This is a genomic window from Candidatus Limimorpha avicola (assembly GCF_056978975.1).
Genome location: NZ_DBMCYK010000003.1, coordinates 139,551 through 154,003 on the forward strand (window position 1 = coordinate 139,551; position 14,453 = coordinate 154,003).

11 protein-coding genes are annotated in these 14,453 nt (G+C 38.3%); 7 read left to right on the forward strand and 4 right to left on the reverse strand.

Going from position 1 to position 14,453, the window contains the following annotated elements; all coding sequences use genetic code 11:
• Window positions 1-109: 109 nt before the first annotated feature.
• Window positions 110-1,234 carry a glycine cleavage system aminomethyltransferase GcvT gene (gene gcvT, locus ACZOVS_RS02655; protein WP_483995690.1) on the forward strand — a complete coding sequence of 375 codons (1,125 nt, stop codon included), beginning with the start codon at window positions 110-112 and terminating at the stop codon, window positions 1,232-1,234.
• An 87-nt stretch (window positions 1,235-1,321) separates the two neighbouring features.
• On the opposite strand, the gene ACZOVS_RS02660 is transcribed toward gcvT, so the two are convergent.
• Window positions 1,322-2,707, reverse strand: coding sequence for a DUF5723 family protein (locus tag ACZOVS_RS02660; RefSeq protein ID WP_483995691.1), 1,386 nt, complete (start codon window positions 2,705-2,707; stop codon window positions 1,322-1,324).
• 20 nt (window positions 2,708-2,727) lie between these two features.
• Entirely contained in the window at window positions 2,728-4,287 is a 1,560-nt protein-coding gene (locus ACZOVS_RS02665) for a hypothetical protein (RefSeq protein ID WP_483995692.1), read from the reverse strand.
• A 255-nt stretch (window positions 4,288-4,542) separates the two neighbouring features.
• On the opposite strand from ACZOVS_RS02665, the gene ACZOVS_RS02670 reads away from it, so the two are divergent.
• From ACZOVS_RS02670 to ACZOVS_RS02695, 6 genes are all read left to right on the forward strand, one after another.
• Window positions 4,543-6,159 (forward strand): cation:proton antiporter, encoded by a 1,617-nt coding sequence (locus tag ACZOVS_RS02670; protein WP_483995693.1) that lies wholly within the window; start codon window positions 4,543-4,545, stop codon window positions 6,157-6,159.
• 214 nt (window positions 6,160-6,373) lie between these two features.
• Complete coding sequence (gene rpsO, locus ACZOVS_RS02675; protein WP_483995694.1) at window positions 6,374-6,643, forward strand: 30S ribosomal protein S15; 270 nt, start codon at window positions 6,374-6,376, stop codon at window positions 6,641-6,643.
• A gap of 96 nt (window positions 6,644-6,739) precedes the next feature.
• Window positions 6,740-8,959 (forward strand): polyribonucleotide nucleotidyltransferase, encoded by a 2,220-nt coding sequence (gene pnp, locus ACZOVS_RS02680; protein WP_483995695.1) that lies wholly within the window; start codon window positions 6,740-6,742, stop codon window positions 8,957-8,959.
• Between the two features lie 64 nt (window positions 8,960-9,023).
• The gene (locus ACZOVS_RS02685; protein ID WP_483995696.1) at window positions 9,024-9,887 is read left to right on the forward strand and encodes a sigma-70 family RNA polymerase sigma factor; all 864 of its coding nucleotides are present in this window, start codon (window positions 9,024-9,026) and stop codon (window positions 9,885-9,887) included.
• 180 nt (window positions 9,888-10,067) lie between these two features.
• Window positions 10,068-10,721 carry a ribulose-phosphate 3-epimerase gene (rpe, locus tag ACZOVS_RS02690; RefSeq protein WP_483995697.1) on the forward strand — a complete coding sequence of 218 codons (654 nt, stop codon included), beginning with the start codon at window positions 10,068-10,070 and terminating at the stop codon, window positions 10,719-10,721.
• Window positions 10,722-10,846: 125 nt separating this feature from the next.
• Entirely contained in the window at window positions 10,847-12,307 is a 1,461-nt protein-coding gene (locus ACZOVS_RS02695) for an aminoacyl-histidine dipeptidase (RefSeq protein WP_483995698.1), read from the forward strand.
• A 152-nt stretch (window positions 12,308-12,459) separates the two neighbouring features.
• On the opposite strand, the gene ACZOVS_RS02700 is transcribed toward ACZOVS_RS02695, so the two are convergent.
• Both ACZOVS_RS02700 and ACZOVS_RS02705 read right to left on the reverse strand, forming a co-directional pair.
• Entirely contained in the window at window positions 12,460-13,689 is a 1,230-nt protein-coding gene (locus tag ACZOVS_RS02700; protein WP_483995699.1) for an NADH:flavin oxidoreductase, read from the reverse strand.
• 2 nt (window positions 13,690-13,691) lie between these two features.
• Window positions 13,692-14,453 carry a DUF1295 domain-containing protein gene (locus ACZOVS_RS02705; protein ID WP_483995700.1) on the reverse strand — a complete coding sequence of 254 codons (762 nt, stop codon included), beginning with the start codon at window positions 14,451-14,453 and terminating at the stop codon, window positions 13,692-13,694.

The following is a 14,453-nucleotide window of genomic DNA, read 5'->3' on the forward strand; positions in this document are numbered from 1 at the left end:
AAGAAAAAAAATATTCTTTCACCTTGATAAAAAAAACAATATTAGGTATGTCATGTAATTACATTTTATTATTTTTGCAGAAAATCTTTACACACAATTAGTAATTGTTATGGAAAATACTGAGAATTTAAAAAAGACTGCATTAAACAAGATGCATTACGAGATGGGTGCCAAGATGGTTCCTTTTGCCGGTTTCGACATGCCTGTACAATTTGAAGGTGTTAACATTGAACATGAGACAGTACGCAAAGGCGTGGGTGTTTTCGATGTATCGCACATGGGAGAGTTTCGTGCCAAAGGTCCGTTGGCAAAAGCTTTTGTACAACGTTGCACAAGCAATGATGTCGCAGCACTTAAAGATGGCAAGGTACAATACACATGTTTACCCAACGGGAGAGGCGGCATTGTGGATGACATGCTTGTCTATCGTATTGCTGAAGATGAATATTTCATGGTTCCCAACGCGGCAAACATTGAAAAAGACTGGAATTGGATGAGTAAAGTGGCTGAAGATATGGGGCTTAAAGTCGGTATTGACTTTGTCAACGAAAGCGATCAATGGTCACAATTAGCAGTACAAGGTCCATTAGCATTAAAAGCCATGCAAAAACTGACAAACACCCCTGTTGAAGATATGGAATATTACACTTTCAAAATCATAGAATTTGCCGGCGTAAAAAACATCATATTTTCCACTACAGGTTACACAGGTTCGGGCGGCTGCGAAATTTACATGCCGAACAATGAAGCTGTTTCTATTTACAAAGCCGTATTGGAAGCAGGCAAAGAATTTGGTATCAAACCGATAGGACTCGGAGCCCGTGACACTTTACGTCTTGAGATGGGATTCTGTCTTTATGGCAATGATATATGCGACACCACATCACCTATTGAAGCAGGTCTCGGTTGGATCACCAAATTTGTCGATGGCAACGATTTCATAGACCGTGAATATAACGAGAAACAAAAGGCAGAGGGCGTAAAACGCCAGCTCCGCGCCTTTGAAATCACCGGTAAAGGCATTGCACGTCATGGTTACGAGATTTGTGATGCTGATGGCAATCACATCGGAGAAGTAACTTCTGGCACAATGGGACCATCTGTCAAGAAAGCTATTGGCATGGGTTATGTAGATAAGGCTTTCTGCAAGATGGGTAACGAGATTTTTATCAAAGTAAGAGAAAAACTCATCCCTGCCGTTATAGTTAAACTCCCATTTTACAAAGGAGAATAACAAGACAATATAAATTGTCAAAATAAAAGCGGCTCTTTTATCAATTTGAATTTAAGAGCCGCATTATTTTATCTGTTATATAAAGTATCAATTTTGGCAAGAACCTATTGTCCAAACTATTCCGAATCTCAGGTTGTTGGCAGAATATGAAGTCATCAATTTGCCTACAGGTGCGCCTATTTGGGTCACAAGCAAGAAATTATCAGTAACTGCGTAGATATTAAACGGTCCCAAATGAACACCTGCACCTAAACCGACACAATTGCCGCAATATTTTGAATAAGTATAATTTGCAGTGATGCTTAATATATTTTTAAAGAACACACCGCTATAAGCTATAGTAAATGCCGGAGTCATCTCTCCGTTTACAAAACAAAACTGAGCAAGTGCCGTCAGGCGTGCCATAGGATTAAGTTCTCCGTATGCCTGTAACATAACCCGAGTCCTAAGAGAAGTATTATAACTGCCTCCATCAATCAAAGTATCATTACCAATAACATTATCCACAATTTCATTCACCACCTCCGTATAGTCGAACTCCATATCAAGAAGATCATCAATATCATCGACAATAGCATTATTAAGAATAAAATTATATTTCTGATGACGATGGACTTTGGAATCATTCCATTTTATAAAACCCAAATCATACACCGATGCTCCAAAGCCGAAATATTTATTAAGTTCATAAGTAGCGCCCAAATCAACACCAAAACCCCAATTGCCGATAAAACGCAGGTCTTCAAACATATTTCCCAAGTCATTTACAATATACACCTGAGGGTTAGTCATAGAAGACATTCTGATATCAAACACAGAAGAAGCTGTCATGACGTAAGTATCCGGGTCAGTATAAACAGTAAGATTCATATCTTTCATATCGACATTGACAATACCATTCAGGACTTTCAATCTGGCGCCTACTGTAAGATTATCTTTCACATCATACTGAGCACCCAACCCCAACTCTGTATATACGCCCATATCAACACCAAAATTAATATTAGCAGGATTATCAGCACCCATATAATTACCATTGCCAAGTATGAAAAATCCGAGAAAGTCTTTAGAATAGTCTATATCGCCATAATAGCGCAGTCTATAATCCAATGAGAAATAAAACTTCCCTTTTCTAAAACCTGCATTAGCCAAATCCATGGAAAAGCCTGTTTTTATAAAGTTGCCGTTTTCCTTAAGTGTACCTACGAAATCAGAAGCCGCAATAGCCACAGGTTTACCATTGTCAAAACGGTAAATATTTTTATACAACAAACTCGAATTGGTCACATTGAAATTAAGATTGGAAAATGCGACTCCCACAATGCCGAGATACGGCACTCTTGCTCCGGGATTGTAATAATTAATATAAGGTATATTGTTCAAAAAAGTAAACGTGACACCATCATATTGAGCTTTTGCAGAATAAGACGACAACATCAAAACAGCAAGCAATAATTTATATATCCTTTTCATTTTGTTCATAATTTAATTGATTAAAATATATCCGTTGATATGGTACTTGTTTTAAAACCAACACCTATTCTTAATCCGAATCCATCCAAAGTATTCATTATCACTTCATGACCTTCAGTAGAAAGAATGAATTTCAGTTTCAGTTTATCGGCATTTATCACCCTATCAAGACGGTCGTCTGAGACAGACACCAAGAACTCTGCATCTGAGACAGTGTCGTCATAACATCCTGGAATAATATTGTCTGACAATATCAAAGAATCAATGACAATACCATTTTGCATAAAATACGCCTGTGGAATTATCTGCATCGGCAACCTATTTTCAAAATTAAACTTAAACTTCATTTCATCGAACAAGAAATCGTCGTCATCCATATTTAAACCCAGATTAAAATCGACTGTATCCGTATAGATAAACTCCCTTACCTTATATTTTATAGGCATCTCCACTTCTGCAGCAAGACTTACAAAAGACTCATCAGTCATACGGGCAACATCATTATCAGAACCGTCGATAAGCACACTTCCTGTAAAACCCAGAAATGAATAGTCTCCAATAAGGTTAAGCATATCGACAATCTGTTCATCAAGGACGATGGAATCATAATCCGAATTATTTTCGGTTGTATTAAGTTCAAAATTCAGAGATTCCCAATCTCTAATAATAGTAGTTTTCCATCCATCATCATCGCCAAGATACAATGAATCCACATTACACCCTGTTGCAAGACCCAAAGTATTTATATAACGAAGTACAACTTCAGGAGTATATAATTCAAAATCACCGGAAACATTTTCCAATCCAAAATCTATACCGACAGTATCAGAAAACGGAGCAATCATTTCTGAAAACACACCTTCAACAAAAGCAAATTTGGCATTTTCGAAAATAATGCCAATATCAAAAGTCTGCATACCGGCAACCGGTGTTTCATCAGTAGTCGCTGCCAACGAAGCAGAGAAAATCACATTACCGTTTTCATCAGGATTCAAGATACAGTCCGAAATATCAACTGTTCCTGAAAATGAAGCATCATCACCAACAAAAACATGATTAAAAGCAGAACCATCTTCCATAATAATATTTGATGACGACAATATGACAGTATCAAGGATATTCAAACTCGATGAAAGTGTAAAATTCATAAATCCATCTCTCAAACCTGCTTCATTGATTTCAAATCCTTCAAAATGAAATGGTACTGATACAAAACCATGTTCATCATAATTAACATGTACTCCCGGAACAGTCGGCAATTCAGGCAGTTCAAATTCCACTGAAGCAGAAAATTCAGTATCCGGTATCTCCCATAAAATATCCTTGGCATCAAGCACTTTGTCAACAGTATCGGAATAACAGGCATACAAATCTCCATTAGGCTTTATTTTAAGCCAAGTATTCCACGTGCTGTCAATAAGATTTAAAGCATCATTTACAGTAATGTCATCATGAAACAATGCCAAACTCCATACACTATCAACTTCGATAACTTTGACTTCATCTCTCTTGCAAGAGAAAAAACTCAAGAACAACAACATCATTACCATTGTCCTTACAATAATGTACCTTTTTCTCATATTAACTTATAAATTTATGCAAAAGTAAAAAAAATCATATAAATTGATAAATATTATTTTCTTTTTTTTCAAAATTTGTAAAATTTAATGATTCTATATTTGATTATCATCAACAAACAAAATTTTACAACAAAAGAAAGTATTTGCAGAATCAAATTCAGTGTATAATATCAGCTATTTCGACATTAATTTGTCAAACGAAAGTTATTTCAATAATAAAATTCAGTATCTTTGCAGAAATAAAAAACACAGAGTATGAGTTTTACGGCAACAAATATCACTGATTCCATCGCATCAGGGTTGTCTATTGACACTGTCGTGCATGCAGCCGATTCCATCGCATCAGGGTTGTCTATTGACACTGTCGTGCATGCAGCCGATTCCATCACTGTTATTATTGACAGCACAGTTATTGAGACCGTTATCAACAACACACAAAATCATTCCAACGATTTTAACATAGGTATTGTAATAGCATTTATCGGTTTTTTAATTTTCGCAGCACATCTTTTCACAGAGATTTTCAGTCGCAAAAGAATTCCCGACGTACTTTTGTTAATGATTATCGGACTGTTTTTAGGACCAATATTTCACATCATCGATGCAGAAAAAATGGGGTCCATCGGCAGTATTTTCAGTCAGATAACACTTATAGTATTGTTATTTGAAAGTGGTACTAAGTTAAGTTTCAACACATTGATAAACTCATTAAAAGGCACTACCATGTTGACACTTATCAATTTCTTTGTAACATTTTTTGTAATAGGAATATCAGGTTGGTGTATTTTGAAACTCAATCCAGCCGTAAGTTTCATGTTGGGGGCCATTTTAGGAGGCACCTCATCGGCTGTCATAATACCTATAGTAGGAAAAATAAACATAAGTGAAAAAAGCAAGACAATATTGATATTGGAATCTGCTTTTTCCGACGTATTGTGTATAGTTTTCGCCCTTGCCATCCTGGAATCTTTAAATGTAGGAAAGTTACAAGTTGGAAGTATCTTCGGGCAGGTTTTTTCGTCTTTTGTACTTGCCACCCTCATAGGTCTTGCCGCTGCATTATTCTGGACAATGATACTTGACAAGATAAGACATATAGACAATTCCATTTTCACCACTCCGGCATTTGTATTTATCATATACGGAATCAACGAGATTTTAGGATACAGCGGTGCCATTGCAGCATTAGCATTTGGCATAGGAATAGCCAATGCGTATGACGTCTTCAATCTTTTCAATAAAAATGAAAACAGAAAGCCCAAATGGCTGAAAAAGATGCCTACCGTACTCAATGAAACAGAAAAAACCTTATTTTCGGAACTTGTGTTCCTCATGAAGACATTTTTCTTTATTTACATAGGTGTAAGCATTCAACTTAATAACATAGCTTCCATTCTCACCGGTCTTGCCATTGCAATACTGATTTTCATACTCAGAATACCTATAGTTAGAATATCAATACCATCAAAATCAACCGACATAAACGATACAGACCTGGTTTACATGTCGGTACTTGTCCCTAAGGGACTTGCCGCTGCAGTACTCGCCATAGTAGTAAGTCAAACCATGTTGCCGGGTACGGAAAACGTATCGAACATAGTATTTTCTGTAATATTATTCAGCATAACATTCTCATCCATACTTATCCCATTAGTAGAAAGGTCAGCTTTTGTAAAAGATACATATATCAAAATGTTAAATTGTCTTGATTTTGAAAAAATCAGAAAAAACAATAACACAAAGGACAACGAACAAAACGAATCGTCAAGAAAAAAACATACAAAGAAAAAAATGTTACAAATGACAAAGGACCCGGATGAAAATAAACAGATAACATCAGAAAACGACAATGATTTGAAAGATAAACGATAAAATATATTTTAATGTTTAAAGTGAACGGACAAACAGAAGTAAACTTTCAAAGTATATCGAAACAGCTTTGGTTTATATTTAACTAAATATCAACATTTTAGCAAAACATAAAATAATTTTACAAAATTTTTATCGAAATGTTCAAAAAATTATCACAGATTACAAAAAAAGTATTATTTTTGCAGACCGTAAGATAGAAGAAAAGATATAAGATATGTATTTAACTGCAGAAAAAAAATCAGAATTTTTCAGTGAGTTTGGAAAGAACGCACAGGATACAGGTTCAGCTGAAGGACAGATTGCATTGTTCACATTTAGGATCAAGCATTTAACAGAGCACATGAAACAAAACAATAAAGATTTGGCAACCATGCGTTCATTAGTTCGTCTTGTTGGTAAGAGAAGAAAACTCCTTGATTATCTAAAAAGAAAAGATATTGAAAGATATCGTACCATTATTAAGGAATTAGGAATTAGAAAATAAATGTTTCTTAAGAACACGTATAAAAAAAGGCAATTTCGTATTGCCTTTTTTTTGCATTTTCATTTCCTCATAAAATAATTAATTAAATTGAAACAGATGGGTCCTGAAGGAATAAAACAAATCATTCAAACCGGCAAAGATACAATAACAATAGAAACCGGTAGATTAGCAAAACAAGCAGACGGTTCTGTAGTATTGACATGTGGAAAGACGATGTTACTTGCTACAGTAGTAGCGGCAAAAGAAGTAAAAGATGACACAGATTTTTTGCCTCTTTCTGTTGATTATAAAGAAAAATATGCAGCCACCGGTAAATTCCCGGGTGGATTTTTCAAACGTGAAGGCAAGCCGTCAGATTATGAGATTTTAATTTCTCGTCTCGTTGACAGAGCATTGCGTCCTTTATTTCCCGATGATTTTCATGCGGAAGTACAAGTTCAAATAACTCTGATATCAGGAGAGAATGACATACTGCCCGACGCCTATGCAGCTCTTGCAGCGTCAGCAGCAATAACAGTATCTGACATACCGTTTCATGGTCCTATCTCAGAAGTGAGAGTTGCCCGCATAGATGGAGAATATGTCATCAATCCAAGCCAAAGCGAACTTGAGAAAGCCGATCTCGACCTCATGGTAGCAGCTTCCATGAAAGACATTGTAATGGTAGAAGGCGAATCAAAAGAGGTATCCGAAGAAGTGATGCTTAATGCACTTAAAGCAGCTCATGAAGCCATCAAAGGACAATGCCAAGCCCAATTGGAACTTGCCGCAAAAGTGGAGAAAGCCCAAGTAAAACGCGAATACTGCCATGAAAACAACGATGAAGAGTTGCGAGCCGATATGATGAACTGCTGTTATCAGCCATGCTACGACTTTGCTCTCACCGGCAATCCCAACAAACACGAACGTTCCGACAATTTCGATGCCATACTCGAAAACTATCTCTCAAAATATACAGAGGAAGAGCTGGAAACCATAACACCATTGGCAAAACGTTATTTCCACGACATTGAGCGTAAGGCAGTACGTGACGCCATCCTTATCGAACGTAAACGTCTTGATGGTCGTAAATTGAATGAAATACGTCCTATATGGACAGAAGTGGATGTGTTACCGTCAACACACGGCTCAGCCATTTTCACCCGTGGTGAGACACAAGCATTGGTAACAGTGACTTTGGGAACGAAATTGGATGAACAAACCATAGACGGCGCAGTTGTAGAAGGGACATCGAACTTTATGTTGCACTATAACTTCCCAAGTTTTGCCACAGGAGAGATAAAAGCCAACAGAGGAGTCAGCCGTCGTGAAATTGGACACGGCAATTTGGCTGAACGTGCATTGAAATCGATGATACCCAACGGAGATGATAATCCGTACACTATACGTGTAGTATCCGATATACTCGAATCTAACGGTTCATCTTCGATGGCATCAGTCTGTGGAGGTACACTTGCCTTGATGGATTCCGGTGTCAAGATGAAGAAACCTGTTGCCGGTATTGCAATGGGACTGATCACCGACAATGAGACAGGCAAATATGCCGTATTGTCAGACATTCTCGGCGATGAAGACCATCTTGGCGATATGGATTTCAAAGTCACCGGAACAAGAGACGGCATCACGGCATGTCAAATGGATATCAAAGTTGACGGTTTGTCATACGATGTTCTTACTGAAGCTCTTGAACAAGCAAGATTAGGACGCCTGCATATACTCGATGAAATGGCAAAGACAATAACAGAGCCACGCGCCGATTACAAGGACACAGTGCCTCGTATAGAGAAACTCGTGATACCCAAAGACTTCATCGGTGCTGTAATAGGTCCCGGAGGTAAAGTAGTACAGGAAATACAAAAGAGCACAGGCACAGTGATAGTCATAACCGAAGAAAAAGATTGCGGCATAGTGGAAATAGCTTCGACCGACAAAGAAGGATTGGAGAATGCGAAAAGCAAGATACGCGGCATAGTAGCAATACCGGAAGTCGGTGAAGTATATAAAGGCGTCGTTAAGTCTGTAATGGCATTCGGTGCATTTGTCGAGATTCTTCCAGGCAAAGACGGTCTTCTTCATATCTCTGAGATAGATTGGAAACATCTTGACAGCATGGATGGCGTTCTGAAAGAAGGTGACACCATTGACGTGAAACTCATAGATATAGATCCAAAGACCAACAAGCTGAGACTTTCACATAAAGTATTATTGCCAAAACCGGAGGGATATGTAGAGAAACCGGAACGTCCTGCAAGTCATGGCAATAACGGTGCCAAAAACACACGTAAACGCGATAACGGCAACCCTAAAAGAAAATAATATTTCCAACCTGTGACTGTAAATACAGTCACAGGTATATATACTAAAACACAAACTAAACATTATGAGGCAGTTGAAAATTACCAAACAGGTTACTAACAGAGAGACCGCTTCTCTTGACAAATATCTACAAGAGATTGGTAAAGTTGAATTGATAACAGCTGACGAAGAAGTTGAATTGGCACAGAGAATACGTCAAGGAGACAGAGTGGCATTGGAGAAGCTCACCAAAGCCAATCTTCGTTTTGTAGTATCAGTATCAAAACAATATCAAAATCAAGGGTTAAGCCTCCCCGACCTCATCAACGAAGGTAATCTCGGACTTATCAAAGCAGCACAACGTTTTGATGAGACAAGAGGTTTCAAGTTTATCTCTTATGCTGTATGGTGGATCAGACAGTCCATACTTCAAGCCTTGGCAGAACAGTCACGTATAGTGCGTCTTCCTTTAAACAAAATCGGCTCCATAAACAAAATAAACAAGACATTCGCCAAATTGGAACAAGAATTTGAGCGTGAACCTAATGCAGAAGAAATAGCTGAAGCACTTGACATTACCGAAGCTGAAGTAAAAGAGTCCATGAAAAACGCCGGACGTCATGTGTCAATGGATGCTCCTTTGACACAAGACGAAGACAACAACATGTACGATGTCTTGAAAAGCGATGAAGTGGTAACACCTGAGACTGAGCTTTTATATGAATCATTGAAGAAAGAAATCGACCGCGCCATCTCAACGTTAACGCCAAGAGAGGCTGATGTGGTACGCCTTTATTTCGGACTTAACGGCAGCCATCCCATGACTTTGGAAGAGATAGGCGAGAAATTCGATCTGACTCGTGAACGTGTTCGCCAAATCAAAGAAAAAGCAATACGACGTCTCAAAAATACCAGCAGAAGTAAAATCCTCAAGAGTTACCTCGGATAAGTATTATCTTTACTAATTACTTAAGGGACTTTCATATTACTGTGAGAGTCCCTTATTTATTATTGTCATTCCTTTATTAAAGAATCATTTTTTATATCTGCATAATACTTCATACAAATAATTAGTTATATTTGCATCATCAGTTACAAAAAAAAGACAACAAAAAAATTATCATCTAACATGAAGAAACTCATCGCACCTTCATTATTGTCAGCAGACTTTCTCCATCTTTCAAAAGATGTGGAAATGATCAACAAGAGCAACGCCGACTGGTTTCATCTCGACATCATGGACGGAGTATTCGTGCCCAATATATCATTTGGTATCCCAGTAGTCAAGGCTGTCAAGTCATTGGCAAAAAAGCCTTTGGATGTTCATCTTATGATAGTGGAACCGGACCGTTACTTCGAAGCGTTCCGTGATGCCGGAGCTGATATCATTACCTTTCATTATGAGGCAAGCACGCATATCCACCGTTCTCTTCAGAAAATAAAGTCATTGGGTATGAAAGCCGGAGTTGTCCTTAATCCACATTCCCCTGTTGCCTTGATAGAAGATATATTGTGTGAATCAGATTTAGTACTTCTAATGTCGGTAAATCCCGGCTTCGGAGGACAAAAATTCATAGAACGCACCTTTGACAAAATAGTGAAATTGCGCTCCATGATAGAAGTTCAAAAACTCGATACTCTCATAGAAGTTGACGGAGGCGTTTCTGTAAACAATGCCAAACAACTTTTTGATGCAGGCGCAGACGTCCTGGTTGCAGGTAATGCAGTATTTAAATCCGACGATCCTGTGAAAACTATTGACATATTAAAAGGGTTGCTTTAACAGTATTGATTAACAGATAAGTAAACTACATCTGTTTCACCAACACTTGTAGAAAATCATAACAAAAAAATGTCTTTCATTAGATTATCATAATTAAAACTATAACAATTTAAACATCACATAATATGAATGAAAATATCTTAACATTAAAACCTGTAGGAGTATGGAGACAGTTCCATGGAATCCTCGAAGTGCCGAGACCATCAAAAAAAGAAGACAAGATGGTTGCATATCTTGAGAAATTTGCTCAAGAGCACAATATTGAATATATCAAAGAAGAGTGTGGCAACATCATAATGAAAGCACCTGCCACTAAAGGATTCGAAGACCGACAAACCATCATATTGCAGGCTCATATCGATATGGTATGCGAGAAAAACAGCGATAAGACACATGATTTTGAAAATGATCCCATTGAAGCTGTAATAAAAGGCGAATGGTTACATGCCAATGGCACCACCTTAGGAGCCGACGACGGCATCGGTGTAGCTGCCGCCCTTGCAGTACTGACAGAACCTGATGTAAAACACGGTCCTGTTGAGTGTATTTTCACTGTTGATGAAGAGACCGGATTGACAGGAGCCGACAAATTAGACCCCAAAGACTTCAACGGGCGCATACTTCTAAACCTTGACTCGGAAGACGAAGGCGAGATATTCATAGGCTGTGCCGGCGGCATGGACACTGTAATAAAGGTATTTTACCGTATGAACGAAGCTCCTGAAGACAACACTTCATATAAAGTATCTGTCAGCGGTCTGAAAGGCGGTCATTCCGGAGACGATATCAATAAGAATCTTGCCAACGCAAACAAACTGCTCACAAGAGTCTTATGGTATTCTTTTAATAATTTCGAATTGAGTATCAATGATATAAATGGCGGAAACTTACGTAACGCCATTGCTCGCGAAGCATACGCCATTGTTCTTGTTCCCAATGATTTGACTAAAGATTTTGAACAATATGTCAAAGATATGGAAACTGCTTTCCGCAATGAATATCAGGTCACAGAACCCAACCTTTCACTTAAGTTGGAAAAATGCGAACAACCGGATGTTGTCATTGATGACATGACTGCTTTCAATCTTTTGAATGCACTGTATGCCTGTCCTCATGGTGTCATCGCAATGTCACAAACCATTCCCAATTTTGTAGAAACATCGACAAATCTCGCATCCATAAAGAAGAATGACGGTTATTTCTTCATTCAGACCTCACAACGCAGCTCCATAGAGTCATCGAAGGAAGACATTGCCAACATGGTGGAAGCCTGTTTCTCACTCGCCGATGCTGAAATAAAACATACTGACGGTTATCCCGGATGGACACCGAATCCAAATTCAGTTATATGTGCCATTGCAGAAGACTGCTACAAGAAACGTTTCTCGAAAGACCCCAAGGTAAAAGCCATACATGCCGGTTTGGAATGCGGTCTCATTGGAGACAAAATTCAAGGTATGGATATGATATCATTCGGTCCTACTCTTCGAGGAGTTCATTCACCTGATGAACGCATCGAAATTGCCACCGTGCAAAAATTCTGGGACTTATTGCTCGATATTCTTGAAAACGCACCGAAGAAATAACTTCAGCAATTATTAAAACAACAAGAGCGGCAGATGCCGCTCTTATTTCATATATCCATAAAGGCTTGCCATTTGTTTCTGCCAATAATATCAACGCACTCCAATTATCTATAAACTCGAGATTCAAAAAATCTATTTTTTATCTATATTAACTATTTGACAGAATCTATCTCTTTTTGCAGACGATGAGGCAAGTTCTCGACACAATAATGACATTTCATATCTTTACTGTACATTCTTCCAATACAATAGTTAGAATGACCGCAACCGCTCTTTTGCACCTCGCCCGACATCAACTTATTAACAAAATCGGTATCATTTATCAGAGCGCGTGCCATCTGGAATGCCACAAAGCCATTGTCGAGCACTTCATCCATTTTATCTTTGGAAATCATCCCGCCAACATAAATGAGAGGCAGAGAAAGATTCTTGCGAAATATCTTTGCTGTATCCAAGAAATAAGCCTCTTTATAAGGAACCGTAGGCATCATTAATCTGCCGAAGAGCAAAACACCTATCTTAAGCCACCAAAAACGTCGCATATCCATATAATAAGCGAGTGTTTTAAGTGGCATGGCACCGGCCATCACCGTCATCGGAGCTCTGCTTACAAAGCCGGCAGTAAGGACGAGAGCATGAACACCGAGACGTTCCAACTCTTTTGCCACAGTAATACAATCATCTACCTGCATGCCTCTTTTGAAGCCATCATACATATTAGTCTTCACAATAACAGCTATGTCATCACCAGCCTTATCCATCACTTCTTCTATGACCATACGCATCAGACGCATTCTATTGTCGAGAGAGCCACCCCATTTGTCATGTCTATGATTGGTATAAGGCGAAAGGAACTGACTTATGAGATAACCATGACCAGCATGAATCTCCACACAATCGAAACCTGCCTCTCGTGCAAGACAAACAGCTTTGCCAAAATCCTTGACAAGCTGCAATATTTCATCTTCACGCATCTTACGTACTATGGTTGGAGAATAGAGATTAAATCCCGAGGAAGCACCGACCGGAATAGAGCCACATGTTGACTTGTGAGTCATGTTGCCGCAGTGTCCAAGTTGAATAGAAGCCTTAGCTCCTTCTTTATGAATGGCGTCTGTAAGTTTACGCAACTCAGGGACTATCTCCTCTCGCATCCACAACTGACCATCAAAAGAGAGACCGCTCCTGTTTACGGCTGCATAAGCAACTGTTGTCATGCCTATACCGCCTCGAGCTACAGCAGTATGATAATCAAACAATGCCTGTGTTGGCCTATTGCCTTGGCACATGTTCTCAAAAGCAGCAGAACGTATTGTCCTGTTCCGTAATTCTACCGGACCTATCTTACAAGGTGTAAATATTTTCGACTCGACAACTTTCATAATCAATATATAAAAGGTATTATTCTTTTCACTTTTTTAGTATCGAGTTCATCTCCGAACTCAGATTTATAATGATTGTAAATACGAGCAGCACGAGGGGCAAGATTGGCAAAAGTCCACAATACAAATACAACACCAGACAAAGAGTATGTAAGAATAGCAAAGCCTATCCATTCCACCAATTCCCCGAAATAATTGGCAGATGTAACATATTTAAACATACCGCCCTTTGGAAGATAATGTTTCGTATCTCCATTTTTGCGAAGATTCCTGATGATATTGTCAGAATGAATATTAATAATCATGCCAACAAAAAAGATTATCGTTCCAATGATAAACTGTGGAGTTGTAAGCCAATCTATTGTATAATAGTCATCCGGAGACTTGTAAAACAGCCAACCACCCTGCATAAGAGCATTCACACAATTAAACAACATTCCTAACAACATAATAATCAGTGCCATATTACTTTTCCCTCGCATCAAGAAAGGGAACACCAAAGATCTATGAAGATAATGTATTTCAAAAATAACCAGAATCACAATACAAGTAATATTATCCACCCTTGAGGAACGCAGCCACAATACTAACATAGTAACAAAAACAGGCAGTTCCATCAACACCCAGCCTAATTTGTTATTTATAGGCACACCCCATTTTTTACTGTAAAACACACCATAACCTGCCTCAACGAAATATAATGCAATGAAAACGACTACGGCAAGTACCGACATTATCAGAAGCAATATATAATAACCATCCAT

Bases quoted from the DNA above. Each gene is read 5' to 3' on its own strand.
- gcvT (WP_483995690.1), top strand. From the start codon at position 110: ATGGAAAATACTGAGAATTTAAAAAAGACTGCATTAAACAAGATGCAT.
- ACZOVS_RS02660 (WP_483995691.1), bottom strand. From the start codon at position 2,707: ATGAAAAGGATATATAAATTATTGCTTGCTGTTTTGATGTTGTCGTCT.
- ACZOVS_RS02665 (WP_483995692.1), bottom strand. From the start codon at position 4,287: ATGAGAAAAAGGTACATTATTGTAAGGACAATGGTAATGATGTTGTTG.
- ACZOVS_RS02670 (WP_483995693.1), top strand. From the start codon at position 4,543: ATGAGTTTTACGGCAACAAATATCACTGATTCCATCGCATCAGGGTTG.
- rpsO (WP_483995694.1), top strand. From the start codon at position 6,374: ATGTATTTAACTGCAGAAAAAAAATCAGAATTTTTCAGTGAGTTTGGA.
- pnp (WP_483995695.1), top strand. From the start codon at position 6,740: ATGGGTCCTGAAGGAATAAAACAAATCATTCAAACCGGCAAAGATACA.
- ACZOVS_RS02685 (WP_483995696.1), top strand. From the start codon at position 9,024: ATGAGGCAGTTGAAAATTACCAAACAGGTTACTAACAGAGAGACCGCT.
- rpe (WP_483995697.1), top strand. From the start codon at position 10,068: ATGAAGAAACTCATCGCACCTTCATTATTGTCAGCAGACTTTCTCCAT.
- ACZOVS_RS02695 (WP_483995698.1), top strand. From the start codon at position 10,847: ATGAATGAAAATATCTTAACATTAAAACCTGTAGGAGTATGGAGACAG.
- ACZOVS_RS02700 (WP_483995699.1), bottom strand. From the start codon at position 13,689: ATGAAAGTTGTCGAGTCGAAAATATTTACACCTTGTAAGATAGGTCCG.
- ACZOVS_RS02705 (WP_483995700.1), bottom strand. From the start codon at position 14,453: ATGGATGGTTATTATATATTGCTTCTGATAATGTCGGTACTTGCCGTA.